This window comes from Streptomyces albidoflavus, assembly GCF_000719955.1.
GTDB classification, from domain to species: Bacteria; Actinomycetota; Actinomycetes; order Streptomycetales; family Streptomycetaceae; genus Streptomyces; species Streptomyces albidoflavus.
Genome location: NZ_JOII01000001.1, coordinates 69,533 through 92,077 on the forward strand (window position 1 = coordinate 69,533; position 22,545 = coordinate 92,077).

A 22,545-nucleotide genomic window follows, 5' to 3' on the forward strand; every position below is an offset into this window, starting at 1 on the left:
GGGGTTTCCGTGGGGTTACGCGCGAAGGGGCGCGGGGCCGCCGGGGGCCGCGAGGGGCCAGGACCGGCCACCGGGATCGCATACGAAGCACGGCGGGGCCGCGCCCGGGAGGTCTCCCCCGCGGGCGCGGCCCCGTCCGGTGTGGTGGTCACCGGTTGACCGACTGGATCTCCTCGACCGTGACCGCCTGCTCGGCGCCGAAGGTGCCGTCGGGCAGGTCGCCGCCGGTGCCGCCGCTGCCGGTCCAGGCGATCTCCCAGGTCACGGTGGCCTGGAGCGGGAAGGTCTTGCCGCCCGACGACCGCAGGTAGGTCAGCCCGCAGCTGGGCTCCTCGTCCGCCTTGCCCTTGGCGTACGGCTCGCCGATCGACCCGTCGGCGTTGATCGCGCACTCCCCCGAGGCCGGGAAGGTCGTGGCGTCCTTGGTCCCCGGCTCCAGCTTGAGCGAGACGGGCTTGGCCGTGGTGGTCGCCTGGATGTTCAGGCCGCCGGCGTCGAGCGAGGCGGTGACGGCGACCTCCTTGAAGGTGGCCTTGTCGAGCCAGGCCCAGGTCGGCAGGTTGACCTTGGTGGCCACCTCCGGGGCGAGCGCGACCTTGGTACCGGGCACCTTGAGCCGGCTGTAGGCGAGCTGGGCGAGGATGTCCGGGGTGATGGCGTTCTCCACCTCGGGCGTCTCGCCGTTGTCGACCCAGAAGGTCGCCTCGTCGCAGGCGAACGCGGCCGGGTCGAGTGCCTCCTCCCGCGCCGGGTCGCGGACCGCCTCCCACCACATGCCCTCGCCGGACTTCTCCTTGTTGAAGTCGTCGTAGGGCTCGCCGTTGATGTAGTGGTCCTGGGACATCCGGTACGCCTCGCCGGCGCCGCTGAAGTGCGGGATGTCCCAGCTCTTGCGGAACTCCTCCTCGAACTCCTCGGGCGACCACTTCGGCTCGTACCAGCAGGCGGGCGGCGTCCAGTCACCGGCCGGGGCGACCGGACCGGCGCCCTTCCCTCCGGAGCCGTTCTTCGACTCGTCGTACGTCACGACGCTGGCGTAGATGCTGTCCCCGCCGGAGCCGCCGGAGGGCGTGGCGGTGCCCTCCGTCGAGCCGCCGGAGCCGCCGCGGGCCGCCCACGCGGTCTGCGGCAGCACGGCCAGGGCGGCGGCCGCGGTCAGCACGGTCAGGGCCCTGCCGGTCCGCGACCTCACGGATATCACTGGCATTGCGAAGTCCCCCTCTTCGAATACACATCGGTGGTCTGCCAGACGCCCTTGTCGTTCTTCACCAGCCGCGTGGTGTAGGCGACCAGGGAGTCACCTGAGCCGTCGACCGCGTCCGAGACCTTCCCGGACTTGAGGTCCTTGTTGAACGCCTTGGACTCGTCCGCGCAGTAGGACAGGGTCGCCTTGTCCTTCTTCTTGCCCTCGACGGTGACCTTGCGGTCGTAGTAGCGGACGGTGCCGGTCCAGGTGATCTTGTCGTCGTAGAAGCCCTGCACCCAGACGGCGGCACCCCGCGCGGCGTCGCCCGTGTTGTAGAAGCCGAAGGCGGGGCGTTCCAGCGAACGCGTGTGGATCGCCTCGTCCAGCGAGTTGATCCGCCCCTCGCTGTCCCGCAGGACGGCCTCGGCCACCGGGTCACCCGTGCCGCCGCCCTCGAAGACGTTCTTCATGTCCGTCGGCAGCTTGATCGCGGGGCGCTCGGCCTCGGGCGACGCACCGGGCTCCGGCGCGGCGCTCGAACCGCCGCCGCCGTCGGCCCCCGCGATCTTGTCGTCCTCACCGGACTTCCCGTCCCCGCCCCCGCAGGCGGACAGCGCCAGCGCGGCGGCCACTGCCAGTGAGACTGCGGGCAAAGAGCGGCGGTTCACCATGGACTCCCCGTGAGACAAACGTTCCCTCTGAGGAACTGACGCTACCGGCGGCTGTGTTGGTTTCGCCATAGCGATCCGGCGTGAGGCCGGGCACGGGGTGTGAAGACCGTGTGGGCCCGGCGCCGGGCGGTGCCCTCACCCTCCGGCCGACTGCTCCGCCTCGTCCACCAGCCGCGCCAGTTCCAGCCGGGAACGGACGCCGAGGGCCGCGAAGATCCGGCGCAGGTGGTAGTCGACGGTGCGGACGCTGACGGAGAGGGCGAGGGCGGTCTCACGGTTGGTGGCACCCCGCGCGACGTACCGGGCGATGCGGCGCTGCTGCGGGGTGAGAGAGGACAGGGCGGTGAGGTCCGGCGGGGACGACGGCGTGACCAGCGACCGCAGCTCGTCCCGGGCCTGACGGGCCCACACGCCGGCCCCGCAGCGGGCGAAGCCGGCGACGGCGGCGCCGAGCCTGTCGCGTGCCTCGCGGGGCCGGCGGCGCCGTCGCAGCCATTTGCCGTGCAGCAGCGTGGTGCGGGCGTGCTCGAAGCCGCCGCCCGCCGCCGCGTGCCGGTCCAGGGCCAGCCGGTAGAGGGCGTCGGCCTCGTCGGTCGGGTCCAGCAGGGCCTGGCAGCGGGCGAGTTGGGCGGCGGCCTGGGGGTCCGCGCCGAAGCTCGCCCAGCCGGCGAAATCGTCCAGCAGCGTACGGGCCTCGGCGGCGCGTCCGGCGGGGACGGCCGCCTCCACGAAGCAGGGCACGGCCAGCCGCCACACCGCGAAGTGGCCGCGCCGGGGGCCCGGCAGGACCAGCAGGCCGAGCCGGTCGGCGGCCTCCAGCGGCCGGCCGCGCCCCAGGTCGGCCCGGCCCGCGGCCCACTGGGCGAGGGTGAGCACCTGGGCCAGGCCGTGGCTGCGGGCGGTGGCGCAGGCGGCCTCGACATGTTCCTCGACCACGTGCGGCTCGTCCTCGATGGAGGCGGCGAGCGCCAGGACGGCGTGGTGGTGCGCGGCCGTGTTGCGCTGCCCGGACCGCAGGGCGGCGCGCAGCCCCTCCTCGGCGTGCGCCCGTGCCTCGGCGTGGCGTCCGGCGCGCAGCTCGGCGTAGGCGAGGTACTCCAGGGCGCGGGGCACCAGCGCGGCCGAGCCCTCCTGCCGGGCTCCGGCCAGGGCCCGTGCGCCCGTCCGGCGGGCCGCCTCCACCTCGCCCAGGAGCAGCGCGGCGGTGGCGGAGCGCAGCAGCGCCTCGGGCGCCGCCGGCGTGGTGGTGCCCTGCTCCCGTACCCGGCCCAACCGCCGGGCGGCCGGGCCGAACCGGCCTTCGAGCAGGGCCCGCATCCCGGCCCGCTGGTCGCCCGGCGCCTCCGGTTCCGGCCCGTCCGGGGTGTCCGGGCCGAGGGAGGTGAGGCAGGCCGCGAGGTCACCGGCGGCCCAGGCGGCGTCGGCGGCGGCGAGCCGGGCGGCCTCGGCCCGTTCGAGGGCGGCGGGCGTGCAGAGGGCGGCGGCGAGCAGCAGGGCGTGGTGGGCGTCCCCGGCCGGCCCGTCCACGAGCGTGGCCAGGCCGCGTACGAGGGCGGGGCGCCCCCGGTCCCGAACGGGCAGGAGGTGCTCGGGGACGGCGGCGGCGAGCAGCCGGGCCCGGTGCGCGTCCCCCGCGTCCAGGGCGAGTTCGGCGGCACGGGTCTGCCGGCCGGCGCTCTCGGGTCCTGGCCCGGCGAGGACGGCGGCGCGGGCGCAGGCCAGGGAGCGCAGGGCGGGCGGCTCCTTCGCCCCGTCCGCCGTGGCCTCGGCGGCCAGGCGGGCCGCGAGCCCGGCGTCCGCCGCGCCGTCCGCCGCCGACCAGGAGCGGTGCAGCAGGGCGGTGAGCCGGTGTCCGTCCGCCGCGTACTCCTCGGCGAGCGCGTGGTGCGCGGCCCGGCGCCGGGCCGGGGAGGCGGCGGCGTACAGGGCCCGGCCCAGCAGGGGGCTGCGGAAGCCGAGGGTGTCGCCGGCGTCGTGGAGCAGGGCGGGTGGGGAGGCGGGGTCCGGGCGGGCGCCGGGGACGAGGCGGTTCAGGGCGCGCAGGGCCAGGCGGGTGTCGACGCGGTCGGCACCGGCCGGACGGGTGCCCGCGGCCACCAGCACCGCCAGTGCCGCCGTCCGGGGATCGTGGCCGGTCAGGGCCGGGCCCGCGACCCTCGCCAGGGTGGCCGCGTCGGCGAGGGGGCGGGGCAGCGGGGCGCGTCCGCGCAGCGCCGCCGGGGACAGGTGGTGGACCAGGGCGCGCAGCAGGGCGGGGTTGCCCTCGCCCTCCGCGATCAACTCGGCGGCCACGGACGGCTCCACGGTCTCCCGTGCCGCCTCCGCGAGCAGGGCGGCGGCCTCCTGGGGGGCCAGCGGGTCCAGGTGGACGGCGGGCAGCGCGGCCAGTTCCCCGGGCAGCGGACGGTGGGTGGCGGCGGTGAGCAGGAGGCCGCCACCCGCCTCGGACAGCCGCTGGGCCGCCTCCCCGAGGAGCCGCCGGGCGGCGGGCGGCCACCGGTCGGCGTCGTCCGCGCACACCAGCGCCGGGACCCTGCCCTCGCCGCTCTCCACGGCGTGCAGCAGGGTCCCGGGGGTCCACTCCTGGTGGCGGGGCCCGGCGCCGGGTCCCGCCACCAGGTGGCCGGTGCTGCCCGCGCCCAGGACACGCGCCGCCCACCGCAGCACGGCGGTGCGGCCGAGGCCGGGCTCCCCGGCCACCAGCAGGGCGGTGCGGTGGGCGGGCGGCTGGTGCCACCAGGCGCGGACACGGCTCAACTGCGGTGCGCGGCCGTGCAGCCGCACCGTGGGGAGGGCGGGTTCCTCGCCGGTCATCCCCGGGAGGTTACGCGTGCGTAACCCGGTGCGGAAGCGGGCCGTCCGCCACTTCGGCCGTGCGAGGGGCGGTCCGTCAGCCACCGAGGGGGCACGTGCCCCGGTACTCCTCGATGTCGCGGTCGGGCACCGGCAGCGGGCAGAGGAACTGCTCGTAGCGGGTGTCGTCGTCGATGAAGCGCTTCAGCCAGGAGACGCTGTACTTGGCGATGGTGGTGTTGGAGAGGTTGGGCGCGAAGTGGGTGGCGTTGTTCAGCTCCAGGTAGGCGCGGTCCGTGCTGGACGGCAGGCTGGAGTAGAACGGCTTCGCGTGGGTGGCGACCGGGGCGACGGTGTCCCCGTCGGCGCCCACGACCAGCGTCGGGGTGGTCACCTCGGGCCAGGTCTTGTCCAGGTTCCACGGCGTGAGCGGGATCGCCGCCTTCAGCGAGGGCCGTGACTTGGCCGCCTCCAGCGTGCCGCCGCCGCCCATCGAGTGGCCGATGACGCCGAGCCGGGTGCCGTCGATCCGTGTTCTGGCGGAGCTGCGCTCCGTCAGGTAGTCGAGGGCGGCGAGCATCTGGCGGCCGCGTGAGTCGGGCTGGTCGAGGGTGGTCAGCGTGTCGATGGTGAAGACGACGAAGCCCTGCGAGGCCAGGCGCGGCCCAAGCCAGGCCATGGAGGACTCGGTCGCGGTGAAGCCCGGGGTGACCACGACGGCCCCGAAGGTGCCGTCGCCGGTGCTGGTCGGGTAGTAGATGGTGCCCCCGCCGAAGCCGGAGACGACCAGCGAGGAGACGGAGGTCTGCGAGACGGCGTACGGGCCGCGCGGCGCCTCGATGCTCGCCCGGGTGGGCGCGGGGCCGCGCTCGTACGGGTTGTCCGCGGCCTGCGCGCCGGGGGTGGAGAGCGTGGTGAGGCCGACGACGGCGGCCACGGCGGCGGCCGAGGCGGCCAGGCGGCGGCTCAGGCCGGGGGCCTGGGTGGTTCCGGTACGTGGGGTGGAGTGCACGGCGAGCGTCCTCTCGGTCGTGGGGCCCGGCCGCGGCGCGGTCCCGCCGGGACCCGGGCGCCCAGGGCGCCACGAGCCTGACGACACCGCTTCACGGGCGAGTTGGCTCTGCCACTGTCGGTGCCCCACCGTGCCCGGGCCACCGGCAGAATCACCGGTCCTGGCGCCCGTCCGCCGGCGCGGCCCCCCGTCCCCGCCGCATCCGCCACAGCCACTTCTGCGCCAGCAGGGTCAGCGTCCCCGCGACGGAGATGGCGACCAGGTTGAGGAGGAGCTGTTCGCTGGAGGCGCGGGTCTGGGCGTAGTTGCCGTAGGAGAGGGCGACGGCGGCGTTGGCGGCGGCCGGGATGGTGGTGACGGAGATGGCGACGCCGACCAGGGCGCCGGACTTGGCGGAGGTGAGGGAGAGGGTGCCGGCGACTCCGGCGAGGACGCCGACGATCAGGGAGAACTCGTCGGGCGAGACGATGAACTCGGTGATCGGGCGGTGCCTGGTCAGCTGCTCGGCGTGGAAGAGTCCGGCCGCGTCCATGGCGAGGCTGAACAGCACGGTCACGGCGATGGCGACGGCGAACCCGACCAGCAGGCAGATCAGGCAGCGCGCCACGAGCCGGTGGCGCCGCTCCACCATGGCCACCGAGACCCCGGCCAGGGGGCCGAAGTCGGGGCCGATGGCCATGGCGCCGACGATCAGCACCGCGTTGTCGAGGACCACCCCGCAGGCGGCGAGCGTGGTGGCGAGGGTCATGAAGGAGAGGTAGGTGACGGAGAGCGTCGACTCCTCGTGGGTGATCTCGGCGAGCTGGTCCCACAGCACGGCGTCCGCGCTGTCCCCCGGCGCCTCCTTCTCGGCCCGGTCGGCTCCCTGCGACACCGTCAGGTCCACGTTCTCGACCGCGATCGACCCGTACGCGTCGACGCCCAGCCGGCGCAGGGCGTGCACCGCGTCGTCGCCCGACTCGCGGGCCACGTCGCAGAGGATCACGTCCCCCTCCGGCTCGCGGGCGGCCCCGGGGAGCACGATGAGGTTGTACGTGCCGGGGACGCCCCGCAGCGTGGTGACGGTCTCCTCGGTGCGCTCGGCCGGGGTGATGATCCGCAAGTGCAGCATGACGGCAGGTTAGGCCGGGCGGGGGCCCCGCGGCCGGGTTCCGCGCGTGTCCGCGTCGGCGGCCAGGCGGAAGCCGACGCCGATCGCGGCGAGGTCGCGCTCGTAGGCGCCGTGGCGGCGGGCGCAGCGGGCCAGGTCGATGTCGTGGCGGAAGGCGCCGCCCCGGGTGATGTGCGGGTCGAAGGCCCACTCCTCGGTGGCCGGGACCCCGGCGGGGGCGCCGGGGTAGGGGGCGTACCGGGTGGAGGTCCACTCGTCGGCGTTGCCCGCGAGGTCCAGCACGCCGTACGGGCTCGCGCCCCCGGGGAACGACCCGACCGGCGCGGTGGTGCCGAGGCCGAGGTCGACGAGGTTGGCGAGGCCGGTGCGGTAGGTGTCGCCCCAGGGGAACTCGCGGTCGTCGTCGCCCCGGGCCGCCCGCTCCCACTCGTCCTCGGTGGGCAGCCGGATCCGCCCCGGCGTGCCGAGCCGTTCCCCGAGCCAGCGGCAGTACGCGGTGGCCGCCTCCCAGGTGACACCGGTGACCGGGTGGTCCGCCGGGGCCTCGGGCGAGGGGCGCCCGGTGGCCCGCGCGAACGCCGCCCACCGCCCCACCGTGACCTGCGTCCGCGCGATCCGGAACGCGGGTACGCGGACCCGGCTGCGGGGCGCCTCCTTGCGGTACCACTCCACCGGCACCCCGGTCCGCGCGTACCGCTCGGCCACCTCCTCGATCGCCTCGGCGGGCGTACCGCGCAGCAGCCAGCCGTCCGGCACCTCCACCCAGTCGACCGCCTCGACACCCCCGGCGCCCTGCTCCCCGTTCCCGTCCACGCTTCCCCCCGTCCGCCGTCCCGCCCTGCCCTGTCCCTTCTCATGATCGGCACCGGAACGCGGTGCGGGATCGGCCGACCGCCCCCGCAACCGGGGACCTTGGGCCTAGGACGACAGGAGGACAGGCCGACAGGCGGGGCGGACCCCCTGATAGCCTGCGCTCTTCGTCCGGTGCCCGGACGGAGTCCCCCGGCAGGTCACCATGGACCCCGCTCAGCAGCAACTCACCGCCGCGCTCGACGCGTTGGACCTCGCCTTCGTGGACGAGGAGCCGTTCACGGCCGGCGGGTGCACGTACTGCTACGGCGAGGAGCACTTCGCCGAGCTGTCCGGCCCGCCGCACCTGGTCTCCGAGGACATGATCTCGGCCGTGGCCTTCGAAGTGGACGACCACTGGCACGACTTCCCCCGCCTCTACCGCCGCCTGACCCCGCGCATCCTGCGCGCCGCCGCCACCGACACCCTCCACGTGGACGTGGAAGTCATCCCCAGCCGCCTCCTCCGGGCCGCCTGGACCACCTGGCCGCCCGCGCAGGCGGCGGCCCTCCGCGACTTCTGGCCCACCTGGTGGCGGGCCACCCTGCACACCCACCCCGACGCCGCCCCCATCTCCGCCCGGGAGGTACTGAGCGTCATCACCGTCGCCACCGGCACCCTGCGCCCCTGGCTCGACATCTGGACCTCCATCTGGACGGCGTCGGCCGACGCCCACCTGGCGGAGTTCGTCGACGACGTGCTGGTGGAGAGCGAGATCACCGACCTGGAGATGGGCTTCTACGGCGAGTACCACGCCACCGCCGAACTGATGGACTGGCTCCTCACCGACATACGCGACCGCGTCCACGAACCCCGCCTGGACGACCCGGACCACCTCGACTTCCTCCTCACGGAGGCCCGGGCCGCCAGGCCGGGCACCCCGTGACCCGGTTCAGCGCTCCGTCCGGGGGCAGACGCGGACAAAGGGAACAGCCCCCGGCAGCACGGGAAGAGGAGACGTCATGCACACCCTCGACGCGGTGAACACCCTGGCTCAGCAGACCGGGGAGAACGTGCCCCCGTGGCTGACCGTGCTGGTCATGGCCGGCTGCCTGGTGATGGTGGTCGTGCTGCTGCGGCGCAGGGAGGAGTGAGCGCGGCCGCGACCGGGCGCGGTGTGTGACGCGGCCAGGCCGTACCCGCGCACTCCGTCGCGGCCGCGCGGAACTCCGCCATGAGCACGCCTCCGGGACTCGCTCCGAACACCGGGTACTCCGCACGGTGGTAGCAGGCCCAGTAACTCACCGCGCGCCGCTCCGTGCGCGCGAAGAACTCCGCGTTCCGCACGATGAAGGCCCCGTAGAGACGACGCCGCGGAGAGTGCGGGACGGTGATTCCGGGAAGCCCGCGCCTGATCGCCTCCTGGATCTCCCGCACGTACTCGCCGGCCTGCTGGATCACGTACGGCACGACCCACGGCTCGGTTGGGGACAGGAGCGCTTCCAGGTGGCGCTGCCGGACGTGACCGTCGTGGTGGCGGGAGTACAGGCAGTGCAGGATCAGGCGCTGGGTGCCGGTCAGGCCCGGCCCGGGGCACTCCCCCGGTTCCTCGTCGTAGACGCGCGAGGGGATGTCGACGCTCTCACCCGTCACGACGACCCGGAAGGGCTCCGCGGGGCCGGGCCGCGACTCCGGTACGAAGGCGGCGGCGCGCCGTACGTCTTCCGCGAGCCGGGCCGGGAACGCCCGGCCCCAGGCAGGGAGCCGGGCCCCGCCAGGCCCGGCCTCCCCCGTGTCACGGTCGTTCGCCCGCGTCCAGCAGGGCCGCCGCGGTGAACATCTCCACGCCGACGCGGATCGCCGACTCGTCGACGTCGAAGTCGCCGCGGTGGAGGTCGCGGGAGACGGGGTCGCCGGGGCGGCGGACGCCGAGGCGGGCCATGGCGCCGGGGACGTGTTCGAGGTACCAGGAGAAGTCCTCGCCGCCGAGGCTCTGCTCGGTGCCCTCGACCGAGGCGGCGCCGCGGCGGGCCGCCATGGCGGTGTGGAGCAGCTCGGCGGCGGCGGGGTCGTTGACGACGGGCGGGACGCCGCGGATGTAGGTGACCTCGGACTTGGCGCCGTACAGGGCGGCGATCTCGTCGATGGCGGAGTGGATCAGGTCGGGGGCGAGGCGCCAGGCGTCGAGGTCGAGGCAGCGGACCGTGCCGGAGAGTTCGGCGTGCTGCGGGATGACGTTGCAGGCGTGGCCGGAGTCGATGCGGCCCCAGGTGACGGCGAGCCCGGAGCGGGCGTCGACGCGGCGGGCGACCAGCGCGGGCACGTCGGTGACGACCTTGGCGGCGGCGGTGACCAGGTCGGTGGTGAGGTGCGGGCGGGCGGTGTGGCCGCCGGGGCCGTCGAGGGCGATCTCCAGCCGGTCGCAGGCGGAGGTGATGGGGCCGACGCGCAGGCCGATGCGGCCCGCGTCGACCTTGGGGTCGCAGTGGACGGCGAGGATGCGGCCGACGTCAGCCAGGACGCCGTTCTCGATGGCGTCGGCGGCGCCGCCGGGCAGCACCTCCTCGGCGGGCTGGAAGAGCAGCCGCACCGGGCGGGGCAGCTTGCCCTCGCGGTCCAGGGCGGCCAGCACGAGGCCGGCGCCGAGGACGGTGGTGGTGTGCACGTCGTGGCCGCAGGCGTGGGCGCGGTCCGGGACGGTGGAGCGGTACGGGGCGTCCGCCTTGGTGTCCGGGATGGGCAGCGCGTCGATGTCGGCGCGCAGCGCCAGCATGCCGCGCTCGTCGCCCTCGGCGCGGGTGCCGATGTCGCAGATGAGGCCGGTCCCGGAGTCGAGGACGCGGGGGGCGAGGCCGGCCTGTTCCAGCCGGGTCTTGATGGCCAGCGTCGTCCGGAATTCCTGGTTGCCGAGCTCCGGGTGCATGTGCAGGTCGCGCCGGAAGGCGATCAGCTCCGCACAGAGCCGGTCGGGGAGCGCGCCGGCGAGCTCGATGGCGGCCGGTACGTCGGCGGCCTGGTCGCGGGCGGTCTCGGCAGGGGCAGGGGCACCGGGTTCGCGGGACATCAGTTGGTTCACCTTGGCAAGGTTAGGCCGCCGCGGGTGCCAACTCACCATCGATCAACAAAACTTCAGCCGGAAAGACGTAAGAAAAACCGGCTCCGGATGATTGTCGTGCGGTCACAGAGGGTATGAAATTTGCTTTTGCCCGGCGTTCACCTGCGGTGATGGCGTTCTGTTCAAGCCATGGGGAGCGCCGGTGGGCCGGGCCGGATCGCACAGCCATCCGTCTCACCTGGTGGGCACCCGCGGCGGAACGGCCCGGTCGCCCGGGCCGTCAGGGGGCGTCTCATCGGTTCCGTCTCATGGATTCCGTCTCACGGGTTCAAGGGTACGGACGTGAGCCGGTGGGCGGCTCGCGCGCTGCTGGTGACCCCGGAGAGGAAGCCCTGGGCGCGCGGTGAGGCGTGGCCGGTCAGCCACTTGGGGTCGATGTCCAGGACGGCGATCCGCACCCCGGTCCCGGCCAGCGCCAGGGGCAGGGTGTGCACCACGGTCGAGGGGAAGCTGAGCAGGGTGCGGCCGGTCGGGCCGCGCCGGGCTATCAGCTCCAGCGGCAGGTCGGGGCGGACCACCTCCAGGCCGGTGCCGTCGGTGAGGTGGCGCAGCTTGGCGGCGCTCTCCCGGCGGTGGGCGAAGTAGCGGGTGACGCCGTGCGCGCGGACCAGGGCGTGCACGGCCTCGCGGTAGCGGTCCTCGTCGACGACGCCGGTCTCCACCAGCGAGGTCCCGACCAGGTCCGCCCCGCCGGTCAGCCGGGGCGGGCCGAAGCGGGCCCGGGTCCAGGCCAGCGTGTTGCGGGTGAGGGTGAGCCCCTCGGGCGCCGCGTCCACCGGCATCGCCGAGAAGACCTCGATGCGCGGGTTCCCCTCGCCGGGGGTGAGCCGGCGCCGGGCGGCGGCGGAGACCGGGGCGAGCAGCAGTTCGCGCGGGCCCCGGCGGCCGCCGCGCCGGTGCCAGCGGACCAGGCGCTCACCCCGGGCCAGCTGGGCGAGGAACTCCACGGTGGCCGTCCCGTCGTCCACCACGACCAGGTCGCGGGCGCGGCTGAGGGCGAGCAGCAGCTGCACGTAGCGGGAGAACGGGTCGCCGATGACGATCCGGGCCGCCGCCCGCAGCCGGGGCGCGAGGCCCCGGACGGTGGCCAGCGGTGCGGCCGTCCCGCCCCTGGCCTCCTCCCAGCGGACCTCGACGCCCTCGCCCCGGGCCAGCTCGGCCATGCGGCGGAGCTGGCCCCGGGACATCGGGTCGAGGGGGGAGAGGACGACCAGGGTGAGGCGGTCGGGGGCCTGCCCGGAGGCGTGGGCCCACTCCAGCACGTTGAGGAGCTGGACGGGGCTCTCCACGAAGGCCAGCGCCTCGTCCTCGCCCTGGGCGCGCCGGGCGGGCCCGCCGTAGGCGGGGTCCGGCGCGGGGTTCTGGGCCCCCGGGCGCCCGGGGCGGCGGTCAGACGGCGGCGGGCTCACGGCCGGCCTCGGCCTGGGCCTCGGCGACGACGCCGGGGACGCGGCGGAGCTTCTTCATCGGGCCCAGCTCCGACTCGTAGACCTGCTTGACGCCGTCGCCCAGGGACTCCTCGATGGTGCGGATGTCGCGGACCAGGCGGGACAGGCCCTGGGGCTCGACGGAGGCGGCCTGGTCGGAGCCCCACATGGCGCGGTCGAGGGTGATGTGGCGCTCGACGAAGGCGGCGCCGAGGGCGACGGCGGCCAGCGTGGTCTGCAGGCCCGTCTCGTGGCCGGAGTAGCCGATCGGGACGTTGGGGTACTCGGCCTGGAGGGTGTGGATGACGCGCAGGTTCAGCTCCTCGGCCTTGGCCGGGTAGGTGGAGGTGGCGTGGCAGAGCAGGATGTTGTCGCTGCCGAGGACCTCGACCGCGTGCCGGATCTGGCGCGGGGTTGACATGCCGGTGGAGAGGATGATCGTGCGGCCGGTGGCGCGCAGGGCGCGCAGCAGCTCGTCGTCGGTGAGCGAGGCGGAGGCCACCTTGTGGGCGGGCACGTCGAACTTCTCCAGGAAGGCGACGGCCTCGGTGTCCCACGGGGAGGCGAACCAGTCGATGCCGCGCTTCTTGCAGTAGGCGTCGATGGCGCGGTACTCGTCCTCGCCGAACTCCACGCGGTGGCGGTAGTCGATGTAGGTCATGCGGCCCCAGGGGGTGTCGCGCTCGATGTCCCACTGGTCGCGCGGGGTGCAGATCTCCGGGGTGCGCTTCTGGAACTTGACCGCGTCGCAGCCGGCGTCGGCGGCGGCGTCGATGAGGGCGAGCGCGTTCTCCAGGTCGCCGTTGTGGTTGATGCCGATCTCGCCGGTGACGTAGACGGGCTGGCCGGGACCGGCGGTGCGGGTGCCGAGGGTGCGCAGGCGGGGGTTGGTGCTCTGGTTGCTCATGGGTGGTTCCTCACATGGTGGGTCGGGTGTACGGGGTGGTCTGTGGGGTGAGCCGGGTCAGGGCCGGTGGGGGCTCTTGAGGTCGGGGCCGAGGAGCCAGGAGGCGATCTCCCGGACGGCGCCCCGGCCGCCTGGGGCGGTGGTCACCGCGCGGGCGGCGCGGCGTACCGGTTCGTGGGCACTGGCGACGGCGACGGGCCAGCCGGCCAGGGCGAAGCAGGGCAGGTCGTTGGCGTCGTTGCCGGCGTAGAGGACGCGGGCGGGGTCGACGCCCTGTTCGTCGCACCACTGCTTGAGCGCCTCGTCCTTGCGGTCGACGCCGTGCAGGACGGGGATGCGCAGCTTGCGGGCGCGGGCGGTGACGACCGGGTTCTGCTCGGTGGAGAGGATGAGCAGCGGGATGCCGGCGTCGCGCAGGGCGGCGATGCCGAGGCCGTCGCCGCGGTGGACGCTGACGCGTTCGCGGCCCTCGGCGTCGATCTGCACGGTGTCGTCGGTCTGGGTGCCGTCGAAGTCGAGGACGACCGCGTCCACGTCGCCGGGGCCGGGCCGGCGGGCGCCGGGGGCCTCGTTCCGGTCGAGGAGCGGGGCGAGGGCGCGGGCCCGCGCGAGGTCGTGCGGGTCGTCGATCTCCAGGACGCGGGCGGGGTCGGTGCGGACCAGCGCGGTGCGGCCGAAGAAGCGGTGGCGTACGGCGCGGAAGCCGTCGCCGCGCATCGCGTAGGCGGCGCCGGTCTCCAGCAGGTCCTCGGGCCGGTCCTGGCGGCGGGGCCGGTGGGCGGCGTCGTGGTTGACGCCGTGGCCGCTGCTCGGCGTGGCGCCGGTGGCGAGGTCCCGCCAGAGGAAGCCGTGGAAGTGCGCGGCGGTGACGGCCGTGTCGGCGCCTTCCAGGACCGCCGCGGTGACGCCGTCGACGTCGTCGGCGGTGAGGAAGGGGCTGGTGCACTGGACGAGGAGGACCACGTCGGCGAGGCGGCCGTGGCGGGCCTCGTCGGTGTCCAGCGCGTGCAGCACGGCGGCCTCGCTGGTGGCGGTGTCCCCGGAGAGCGGCGCGGGCCGCTCCACGGTGGTGGCCCCGGCGGCGCGGGCCGCCTCGGCGATCGCCGGGTCGTCGGTGGAGACCAACACCTCGCTGACGAGGCGGGCGGTGCGGCAGGCGTGCACGGCCCGGGCGACCAGCGGCACTCCGCCGACCTCGGCGAGGTTCTTGCCGGGCACGCCCTTGGAGCCGCCCCGGGCGGGGATGACGGCGAGGACGCGGGGAGCGGGGTCGCGCATGGCGTCTCCTTGGGGATTCGGGCGTACGGGTCGGGGCCCGTCGGTGCCGGTCACAGCCGGCCCAGGCGGCGGACGAGGGGGGCGACGTTCTGGACGCCGTGCCGGTAGGCGGCGCGGGCGGCGCCGCGTACCGCGCCGTTGACGGCGGTGCGGGCCCGTCCGCGCAGCCCCTCGGCGGGGGCGGGGTCGAGGGCGCCGGGCAGCGGGGTGCCGTCGGGCGCGAGGTGGTGGCGGGCCAGCAGCCCGGGCAGGTAGCCGGGGGCGGTACGCGGGGTGTAGTACGGCGTGATCGGCGGCAGTTCCTCCGCCCCGGCCAGCTTCAGCAGGGCGGCGGTGCGGGCGCGGGCGGTGTCGAAGGCGCTCGCGTAGGCGGTGCCGGGGGCGACGCCGTTGCGGTCCTGCCAGGTGGGGTCGGCGACGGGGGTGTGGCCCTCGTCGAGCCGGTCGAAGGAGGTGAGGCAGCCGGAGCCGATGAAGTGGTGGTTGCCGAGCGCCTCGCGCACCCCGAGGTCGGTGAGGACCGCGGTGGGGATCGACCGGTGCAGCGACTCCAGGGCGGCCGTGGAGCTGACGGTGACCAGCAGGTCGGTGCGGTCCAGGACCTCGCCCATGTTGCCGTGGACCAGGCGGAAGTTCTCCGGCAGCGGTCCCCGGTCGCGGGCGAGCCGCTGGTAGGGGATCTCCTCCAGGTGCGTGGTGTGCTCGCCGGGCTTGGAGCGCAGCTTGAGCAGCACCTCGCGGTCGGGGTGGGCGCGGGCGTGGCCGATGAGCCGGTCCAGCAGGTGGGCGCGGTCGGCGCGGCCGGCGGGCACCGAGGGCTGGGCGGCGAAGACCACCGTGTACGGGCGGTCGCCGGAATCGGCCGGGCGGTGCGGGGCGCCGCCGAGGAAGGGCAGCGCGGCCTCGGTGACGGCCGTGCTGTCGGCGCCGACGCCCTCGTAGACGGCGCGGAAGCGTTCGGCGTCGACGGCCGAGTTGGCGAGGACCAGGTCGGCGCCGTGGCGCAGCAGCAGGCCGTCGGCGAGCTTCTCGTAGACGACGCCGACGTAGCCGGTGACGACGACCGGGCGCACGCCGTGGTCCTGGCCGAGGCGGGCGAGGCCGTGCAGGGCGGCCTGGACGGCACCGCCGACCAGGGCGAGGACGACCAGGTCGTAGGGGGCGGCGTCGTCGGCGTGGCGGCGCCGCAGTTCCGCGAGGAAGCCGGCGAGGGGGACCTCGGCGAGGGCGTCGGGGCGCAGGCCGACCTCGGCGAGCTGCCGCTCGGTGGGGGTGGCCCGGCCGCGCAGCAGGTAGCCGTCGGTGGTGGCGCCCTCGGGGGCGAGCCGCCCGGCGGTGAGAGCACCCCATTTCCAGCGGGTGTCGGAATCCGCGAGAACGGCGATGCGCGGGGTTCGGTGGTTGCTTGCTGGCACGTCGCCGACGTTAGGAAGGGTCGGCGCCAAAGGGCCCAACGGGACGGCAACAAAGGGTTAACAGCGCACCGACGAAAGGAATTGCCGGGCCCGGGGCGGAATTCAGCGAGGGGGTTAACAAGCTGTCCGCCCGGCGTTCACCTCGTGTACGCGAGGGCTTCGCGGAGCGGGCCTCGGACGCCCCTTAGCGTCGATTCCGTGGTCAAGCTCTCCGTCATCGTGCCGTTCTACAACGTGCGGCAATTCGCGCCCGACACTCTGCGCAGCCTGAAGGCGAACGCGCGGGACGATGTCGAATTCCTCCTGGTCGACGACTGTTCGTCGGACGGCACCCGGGACCTGCTGGAACGGGCCGTGGAGGAGGTGCCCGGCGCCGTGCTGCTCCCCCACGAGGCCAACGGCGGCCTCGCGACGGCCCGCAACACCGGCCTGGACGCGGCCCGCGGCACCTACCTGACGTTCCTGGACGGGGACGACTGGTACGCCCCCGGCTACTGCGGCCAACTCCTCGACGCCGCCGAGAGACTGGGGACGGACTTCGTCCGCGTCGACCACGTCCAGGTGACGGGGAGGGCCCGCCAGATCCACCGGATGCCGCACGGCCGCCGCGAGGTGCCGCTGCGCCCCCTCGACGCGATCCTCCCCGCCGACCGCTCCACCTCGGTCGACTACCCGTACGCCTGGGCGGGGATCTACCACCGGCGGCTGCTCGACTCCGGCGTCCTGCGTTTCCGGGACGGACTGCGGACCGCCGAGGACCGCCCGTGGATCTGGCGGCTGCACCGCGAGGCGGAATCCTTCGCGGTGACCAGCCTTTACGGTGTTTTCTACCGGCGCGGGGTCTCCTCCTCCCTCACGCAGATCGGCGATGTCCGCCAGCTCGATTTCCTGCGCGCATTCGACCAGGTGGTCGAGGAGACGGCGGCGCACGACCAGGCGGCGGAACTCCTGCCGAAAGCCATTCGCACCTATTGCGCCGTGATGGCGCACCATCTGGAATCCATCGAAAGGTTCGAACCCGCCGTGGCCCGGACTCTGCGCACCGAGAGCGCGGCCGCCCTCGGGCGGCTGCCGCAGGACATCCTCCGCTCCACCCTGTCGGCCCTCGGCCCCGACCGCGCCGCCCGGCTCCGCCGCGTCCGGCGCCACCAGGCCCTGCGCCCCGGCGCCCCCGCCGCCGTCCCCGCCACCCGCGTCCACGAGGAGGCGGCCCGATGAACGCCGCCCCCGCGCCCGCCGGCGTCCGCCCGGGCTCCACCCAGCTCTTCCTCGCCGCCACCCAGTACGCGGCGGCGACCGTGGTGGCCGCGCTCCGCGCCGGCCGGTTCGGGCCGCGCGCCGAGCACCGGCGCGTCCTGGTCGTCAGCGACACCTCGGCCGTCCCCGAGGTCGGCACCCCGCTCGACGCCATGCCCGGCTTCGCGGCGCTCGCCGGGGAGTTCGACGCCGTGCACTCCTGGAACGCCTTCGTCCACCCCTTCCACCCGGCCGGCTGGTCCCCGCGGGAGCAGGACTGCCCGCTGTGGGAGCGCGCGGTGCGCGAGGCGTGGCAGCTCGGCGACGGCCCGCTGGAGGTGGCCTGCGAATCGCTCCAGGCCAACCCCTCCCAGGCGGTGGTCCGGATCTTCTCCGACGCCCCCGTCCACCTCTACGCCGACGGCCTGATGAGCTACGGCCCGACCCGCTCCAAACTCGATCCGCTGATCGGCACCCGGGTGGCCCGCCTGCTCCACCTCGACCTCGTGCCGGGGCTGCGCCCGCTGCTGCTCGGCGAGTTCGGCGTCGAGCCGGAGGTGGTGCCCACCGAGAAGTTCGTGAAGGTCCTCGGCGAACTGGCCGAGGACCCAGCCTCCGTACGCGCCGCCGACGCGGCCGGGGCGGTGGGCGCGGGCTCGCCCGCGCTCCTGCTCGGCCAGTACCTCTCGGCGATCGAGGTGCTCACCCCCGACGAGGAGGAGCGGCTCCACCTGCGACTGCTGCGCGGCGCCGCCGCCCTCGGCCACCGCGACATCGTCTTCAAGCCGCACCCCTCCGCGCCCGCCGGGTGGACCCGCGCGCTGACCGAGGAGGCGGACCGGCTCGGTGTGCGGTTCGGGGTGCTGGACGAGCCGGTCCTCGCCGAGGTCGTCTTCCAGCGGCTCCGTCCGGCGCTGGTGGCCGGCTGCTTCTCCACCGCCCTGCTGACCGCCGCCGTCTGCTACGGCCTGCCCGTCGCCCGCACCGGCACGGATCTGCTCCTGGAGCGCCTGACCCCGTACCAGAACAGCAACCGGGTGCCGGTCACCCTGGTCGACGCGCTGCTCCCGGCGCTGGAGGACGGGGCGGCGGTCGCCGCCTGGACGCCGCCGGGGACGGACGGGGCCGGGCTGCCCGAGGGGCTGGCCGAGCTGGTCGCCACCGTCGGGTTCGCGATGCAGCCGGCCCTCAACCCGCAGCTGCGCCCGGTCGCCGAACGCCACCTGGCCCGGCTGCGGCACACCCCGGCCCTCGGCCGCTACTTCAAGCGCCGCCGCCTCACCGCGCTGGCGCTGCCCGGCGGCGTCCCCGAACGGCTGGCCTTCGTGCCGCGCAACCGGGCCGTACGGGGACTGGCCCGGCGGGCGCGGCGGCTCTCGCCCCGCCTGGCGAAGGCGATGGGGTGAGGGCGGCGCCGGTCAGACGCCGCTGACGGAGAGCTTCACCGCGAAGCCGAGGAAGAGCGCCCCGGCCGCCGTCGTCGCCCCCGCCGACAGACTCCGGCGGCGGCGGAAGGCGGCGGCCAGCCGGTGCCCGGCGAAGATCAGCGTGGACAGGTAGGCGAAGCTGGCCAGTTGCAGCAGCGCGCCGAGGATCAGGAAGGAGAGCGCCGGATAGGCGTAGGCCGGGTCCACGAACTGCACGAAGAAGGACAGCAGGAAGAGGATGGCCTTCGGGTTGAGCAGGCTGGCCACCAGCGCCCTGCGGTACGGGCGTTCGCGGGCGGCGTCGGCCGGGGCCGCCTCGGGCTCCGGGCCGCTCTCCTCGCGCCGGTCGCGCCAGAGCCGCCAGGCGCTGCGGAGCATCCCGATCGCCATCCAGGTCAGGTAGGCGGCGCCCGCGTACTTGATGACGGCGAAGACCAGCGGGTTGGTGCGCAGCAGCGAGGCCGCGCCGGCCGCCGCCAGCGTCATCAGGATCGCGTCGCCGGTGAAGACGCCGGCCGCGGCCGCGTACCCGGCCCTCGGCCCGCGGCGGGCGGCCACGGAGAGGACGTAGAGCGAGTTCGGGCCGGGGAGCAGCACGATGACGGCGAGCCCGGCGAGGTAGGTCGGTAGATCGGTGACACCCAGCATGAGCGGAGTTTCGCACGTCCGTGCGGCTTCGTACCTCTCGGTTCCAGGAAGTGGAACAGCTACCTCCGGGACGGGTTCGGGCCAGCCCGCACGCGGAAGGTTCCAGCGGCTCCCGGGGTGGGCATTCAGGGGCCAGGAGCGGGCATGTCCGCGCGCCCACGCGCCGGATCCCGCCGACCGCCAAGGGGAGGGTGCGGCTCATGCCCACTGGGCGCACAGGACGAGGAAGACCGGTGGCCACGGCGGCCCTCGGGACGCTGGCACTGCTGGCCGTCGCGGGCTGCCGGGTCGACGCGGCGGCCGGACCGGGGCTGTCCCCGGCACCACCGCCCCCGGCCACCACCGAGGACGCGCGCCCGCCGGCGCCCTCCCCGCCCCCGCCACCGCCGACGCCTTCCCCGGCGCCCACCACGGCCACGCCGAAGCCCCCGCCACCCCCGCCCACGCCGTCCGCGACGAAGCCCGCCGCCCCGGCCGTCCTCATGCGGCCCGGCCAGACCAGCGAGCAGGTGCGTGAACTCCAGGCGCGGCTGGCCTCGCTCGGCCTCTTCGGCCGCTCCCCGACCGGCTTCTACGGCGACGTGACCAGCGAGGCGGTCTCCGCCTACCAGCGCAAGGGCGCGCTGCCGGTCACCGGCACCACCGACGCCGTCACCTGGGACCGGCTGCGCGCGGGCACCCCCCGCCCCACCCAGGACGACCTGCACCCGCCGACCACCCTGCCGCTGTCCAAGCCCGACAAGCGCTGCCTGACCGGCCGGGTGCTCTGCATCAGCAAGCAGAGCCGCTCACTGGCGTGGATGGTCGACGGCAAGGTGCGCGCGGCGATGGACGTGCGGTTCGGCTCGCAGTACACGCCCACCCGCGACGGCGCGTTCAAGGTCTACTGGAAGTCCCGCGACCACCACTCGACGCTCTACGACACCCCGATGCCGTACGCCCTCTTCTTCAGCGGCGGCCAGGCGGTCCACTACTCGAAGGACTTCGCCACCCAGGGGTACGCCGGCGCCTCGCACGGCTGCGTCAACGTCCGGGACAAGAAGAAGGTCGCCGCCCTCTTCGACCAGGTCCGCGAGGGCGACCGCGTGATCGTCTACTGAGGACGAGAAAGAGGCGCGGGCGGGACCGGGGGAACGTGTCCCGCCCGCGCCGACGGCACTGAGCCCAGAGGTACGGGGGGAACCCCGGCTCGTGCCACGCCGATGACCAGTCGGCTCACTTCCTACTGCGCCGTACGTCCGGGAAGTGTCACACCCGGGTGTCACGGGCCCCGCCCCCCGCCGCGTTCCCCTTGACCTTCACACCGGTGTGAGCCCGGAGCATCTCCCTGGGACGGCGCCGCGAGAGGCGGTGCCGCCGACCCCGAGCCGAGGAGATCCGCCATGTCCACGCCCCCGCACACCACCGCCGGCCCCGCCGCCGTGACCGTCCTCGGACTCGGGCGGATGGGCAGTGCCCTGGCCGCCGCCTTCCTCGCGGCGGGCCACTCCACCACCGTCTGGAACCGGACGCCCGGCAAGGCGGACGAGCTGGCCGCCCGGGGCGCGCGCCGCGCCGGATCGGTCGCGGAGGCGGTGGCCGCCGCCCCGCTCGTGGTGGTCTGCGTCGCCGACGACGAGGCCGTGCACCAGCTGCTGGACCCGCTGGACGGCGCCCTCGCCGGCCGCACCCTGGTCAACCTCACCACCGGCACCTCCGCCCAGGCGCGCGCCAACGCCGCCTGGGCGAAGGAGCGGGGCATCGCCTTCCTCGACGGCGCGATCATGGCCGTACCGGAGGACATCGCCACCGGCGACGCGGTCCTCCTGTACAGCGGCCCGCGCGACGCCTTCGACACGTACGAGGAGGCCCTGCGCGTCCTGGCCCCGGCGGGCACCACCCACCTCGGCGGGGACGCGGGGCTCGCCGCCCTCCACGACCTGGCGCTGCTCGGCATCATGTGGGGCGTCCTCAACGGCTTCCTGCACGGGGCGGCCCTGCTCGGCACGGCGGGCGTCCGCGCCGGGGACTTCGCCCCGCTCGCCGCCCGGATGACCACCGTGGTCGCCGGCTACGTCACCGCCGCCGCCCCCGAGGTCGACGCGGGCTCCTACCTGGCGGGCGACGCCACCCTCACCGTCCACCAGGAGGCCATGCGCCACCTCGCGGAGGAGAGCGAGGCCCTCGGCGTCAACGCCGAACTCCCCCGCTTCCTCCAGCTCCTGGCCGGCCGCGCGGTCGCGGAGGGGCACGCCGAGAGCGGCTACTCGGCGCTGGTGGAGCAGTTCCGCAAGGCTTAGGGGGTGTCCCCCGCGACGCCTTCGGACGCGACGCGGCCGAACCGCCGTTCCGTTCCCAGCAGGACCGCGGTGGACACCACGCTCACGCCCGCCAGCGACCACCACAGCACCGGGGGGTTCCCCGCGAGGGAATAGGTCACCAGCAGGGGGGCCACCGCCGTGGAGGCGCCCACGAAGATCTGGTTGAAGCCGAGGTAGGCGCCCTTGCGGGAGTCCGGGGGCAGACCGGTGAGCAGGACCAGGGCGGCCTGGGTGACGGCCAGTTCGCCGAGGGTGTACACCACCATGCCCAGCACGAGCAGGAGCATCCGCACGGTGCCGTCGGTCCGCGCGGCGGCGAGGAGGGCGGCGTACAGGGAGAGGTAGGTGAGGCCGCCGAAGGCGAGGACGCGGACCGGGGGGTGGCGGTCCAGGACGCGGCTGACCGGCAGCTGGAGGGCGGTGAGGACACCGGTGTTGACCGCGAAGAGCATGCCGACGGTCCAGGTCGGCATGGCCAGTTCCTGGAGGACGTAGACCGGCATGCCGCTCTCCACGGCCAGGGCCGAGACCAGCAGCAGGGCGTTGACGACGGCGATCAGCAGGAACTTGTGGTCGCGCCAGGGGCGGGCCCTGATCCGGACGCGGCCTGCGGAGTGCGCCGGGCGCGGGGTGCGCGGGACCACGGCGTACAGGGCGGCCGTGCACAGGATGCCGACCGCGTTGGCGATGCCGAGCAGGGCGAAGCCCGAGGCGGAGTCGACGATGAAGATGCCGGCGATCAGGGCCCCGACACCCATGCCGGCGTTGAAGACCACCCGGGAGAGCGCCAGCCACCGGCTGCTCTGGCCCTCGGGCGCGAGTTGCAGGGCGACCAGTGGGGTGGCGGTCTGCTCGGCGCGGGTGGAGACGGCCAGGGCCAGCGTGCCGACGGCCAGCGCGGCGGCGCCCCCGAAGGTGACGAACGAGACGAAGCAGCCCGCCCGGACCACCAGGGAGGCGATGAGGACGGGGCGCGGTCCCACCCGGTCGACGATCCGGCCCACCAGCAGCAGGCTGGGCAGCGCCGCGAGCGCGGTCACCGTGAGGACGGTGCCGACCGTCCGCAGCTCCTCGCCGGACAGGCTCACGTAGAAGAGGAGGGAGAACGGGTAGAAGAAGCCGGTGGACAGGGCGTTGCAGAAGCCCGCGACCGCGAACCGCAGCACGCCGGGGCCGCGCGGCAGGACCTGGGTGGGGGTCTGGGCGGCGGATTCGCTGGGCGCCATCTGG

At 74.9% G+C, this 22,545-nt stretch carries 19 protein-coding genes; 6 read left to right on the forward strand and 13 right to left on the reverse strand.

From position 1 onward, the window contains the following. Nucleotides 1-148: 148 nt before the first annotated feature. From IF45_RS0100355 to IF45_RS0100380, 6 genes are all read right to left on the reverse strand, one after another. Nucleotides 149-1,207, reverse strand: a complete 1,059-nt coding sequence (locus tag IF45_RS0100355) for a hypothetical protein (RefSeq protein ID WP_174905197.1) — start codon at nucleotides 1,205-1,207, stop codon at nucleotides 149-151. Next, complete coding sequence (locus tag IF45_RS0100360; protein ID WP_033237535.1) at nucleotides 1,198-1,818, reverse strand: hypothetical protein; 621 nt, start codon at nucleotides 1,816-1,818, stop codon at nucleotides 1,198-1,200. The genes IF45_RS0100355 and IF45_RS0100360 overlap by 10 nt, the downstream gene beginning before the upstream one ends. Before the next feature lie 174 nt (nucleotides 1,819-1,992). Continuing rightward, nucleotides 1,993-4,671, reverse strand: a complete 2,679-nt coding sequence (locus IF45_RS0100365; RefSeq protein ID WP_030304772.1) for a LuxR family transcriptional regulator — start codon at nucleotides 4,669-4,671, stop codon at nucleotides 1,993-1,995. 76 nt (nucleotides 4,672-4,747) lie between these two features. Further along, nucleotides 4,748-5,662, reverse strand: coding sequence for a bis(hydroxyethyl) terephthalate hydrolase (bdeA, locus tag IF45_RS0100370; RefSeq protein WP_003948402.1), 915 nt, complete (start codon nucleotides 5,660-5,662; stop codon nucleotides 4,748-4,750). A 151-nt stretch (nucleotides 5,663-5,813) separates the two neighbouring features. Further along, nucleotides 5,814-6,773: a DUF389 domain-containing protein gene (locus IF45_RS0100375; RefSeq protein WP_003948403.1), complete on the reverse strand. Its 960-nt coding sequence runs from the start codon at nucleotides 6,771-6,773 to the stop codon at nucleotides 5,814-5,816. A gap of 9 nt (nucleotides 6,774-6,782) precedes the next feature. Next, on the reverse strand, nucleotides 6,783-7,586 hold the full coding sequence (locus tag IF45_RS0100380) for a formylglycine-generating enzyme family protein (RefSeq protein WP_030304773.1): 804 nt from the start codon (nucleotides 7,584-7,586) through the stop codon (nucleotides 6,783-6,785). Between the two features lie 202 nt (nucleotides 7,587-7,788). On the opposite strand from IF45_RS0100380, the gene IF45_RS0100385 reads away from it, so the two are divergent. Beyond that, the gene (locus IF45_RS0100385; protein WP_030304774.1) at nucleotides 7,789-8,508 is read left to right on the forward strand and encodes a hypothetical protein; all 720 of its coding nucleotides are present in this window, start codon (nucleotides 7,789-7,791) and stop codon (nucleotides 8,506-8,508) included. Between the two features lie 76 nt (nucleotides 8,509-8,584). Next, a complete protein-coding gene (locus tag IF45_RS33695; RefSeq protein ID WP_003948406.1) occupies nucleotides 8,585-8,716 on the forward strand; it encodes a hypothetical protein in 132 nt (43 codons plus the stop codon). Nucleotides 8,717-9,357: 641 nt separating this feature from the next. On the opposite strand, the gene IF45_RS0100395 is transcribed toward IF45_RS33695, so the two are convergent. From IF45_RS0100395 to IF45_RS0100415, 5 genes are all read right to left on the reverse strand, one after another. Then, nucleotides 9,358-10,626: an amidohydrolase gene (locus IF45_RS0100395; protein WP_030304776.1), complete on the reverse strand. Its 1,269-nt coding sequence runs from the start codon at nucleotides 10,624-10,626 to the stop codon at nucleotides 9,358-9,360. 311 nt (nucleotides 10,627-10,937) lie between these two features. Beyond that, nucleotides 10,938-12,086 (reverse strand): hypothetical protein, encoded by a 1,149-nt coding sequence (locus IF45_RS0100400; RefSeq protein WP_030304778.1) that lies wholly within the window; start codon nucleotides 12,084-12,086, stop codon nucleotides 10,938-10,940. Next, nucleotides 12,067-13,011, reverse strand: a complete 945-nt coding sequence (locus IF45_RS0100405) for an N-acetylneuraminate synthase family protein (protein ID WP_003948410.1) — start codon at nucleotides 13,009-13,011, stop codon at nucleotides 12,067-12,069. Before IF45_RS0100405 ends, IF45_RS0100400 begins: the two co-directional genes overlap by 20 nt. Before the next feature lie 57 nt (nucleotides 13,012-13,068). Continuing rightward, entirely contained in the window at nucleotides 13,069-14,289 is a 1,221-nt protein-coding gene (locus IF45_RS0100410; protein WP_030304780.1) for an acylneuraminate cytidylyltransferase, read from the reverse strand. Nucleotides 14,290-14,339: 50 nt separating this feature from the next. Then, nucleotides 14,340-15,704, reverse strand: a complete 1,365-nt coding sequence (locus IF45_RS0100415) for a DUF6716 putative glycosyltransferase (protein WP_030304782.1) — start codon at nucleotides 15,702-15,704, stop codon at nucleotides 14,340-14,342. A 198-nt stretch (nucleotides 15,705-15,902) separates the two neighbouring features. Between IF45_RS0100415 and IF45_RS0100420 the strand changes: the two genes are divergently transcribed. Both IF45_RS0100420 and IF45_RS0100425 read left to right on the forward strand, forming a co-directional pair. Beyond that, nucleotides 15,903-16,922 carry a glycosyltransferase family 2 protein gene (locus tag IF45_RS0100420; RefSeq protein WP_030304784.1) on the forward strand — a complete coding sequence of 340 codons (1,020 nt, stop codon included), beginning with the start codon at nucleotides 15,903-15,905 and terminating at the stop codon, nucleotides 16,920-16,922. Then, nucleotides 16,919-18,346: a polysialyltransferase family glycosyltransferase gene (locus IF45_RS0100425; protein WP_030304786.1), complete on the forward strand. Its 1,428-nt coding sequence runs from the start codon at nucleotides 16,919-16,921 to the stop codon at nucleotides 18,344-18,346. The genes IF45_RS0100420 and IF45_RS0100425 overlap by 4 nt, the downstream gene beginning before the upstream one ends. 12 nt (nucleotides 18,347-18,358) lie before the next feature. Here the strand turns inward: IF45_RS0100425 and leuE are convergent, their stop codons facing one another. Beyond that, nucleotides 18,359-19,015 carry a leucine efflux protein LeuE gene (gene leuE, locus IF45_RS0100430; protein WP_003948415.1) on the reverse strand — a complete coding sequence of 219 codons (657 nt, stop codon included), beginning with the start codon at nucleotides 19,013-19,015 and terminating at the stop codon, nucleotides 18,359-18,361. 233 nt (nucleotides 19,016-19,248) lie between these two features. Between leuE and IF45_RS0100435 the strand changes: the two genes are divergently transcribed. Both IF45_RS0100435 and IF45_RS0100440 read left to right on the forward strand, forming a co-directional pair. After that, nucleotides 19,249-20,115, forward strand: coding sequence for a L,D-transpeptidase family protein (locus tag IF45_RS0100435; RefSeq protein ID WP_008403702.1), 867 nt, complete (start codon nucleotides 19,249-19,251; stop codon nucleotides 20,113-20,115). 282 nt (nucleotides 20,116-20,397) lie between these two features. Next, nucleotides 20,398-21,294 carry an imine reductase family protein gene (locus IF45_RS0100440; RefSeq protein ID WP_030304788.1) on the forward strand — a complete coding sequence of 299 codons (897 nt, stop codon included), beginning with the start codon at nucleotides 20,398-20,400 and terminating at the stop codon, nucleotides 21,292-21,294. Here the strand turns inward: IF45_RS0100440 and IF45_RS0100445 are convergent. After that, nucleotides 21,291-22,541, reverse strand: a complete 1,251-nt coding sequence (locus IF45_RS0100445) for an MFS transporter (protein WP_030304789.1) — start codon at nucleotides 22,539-22,541, stop codon at nucleotides 21,291-21,293. The two genes, IF45_RS0100440 and IF45_RS0100445, sit on opposite strands and share 4 nt — an antisense overlap. Between the last annotated feature and the right edge of the window lie 4 nt (nucleotides 22,542-22,545).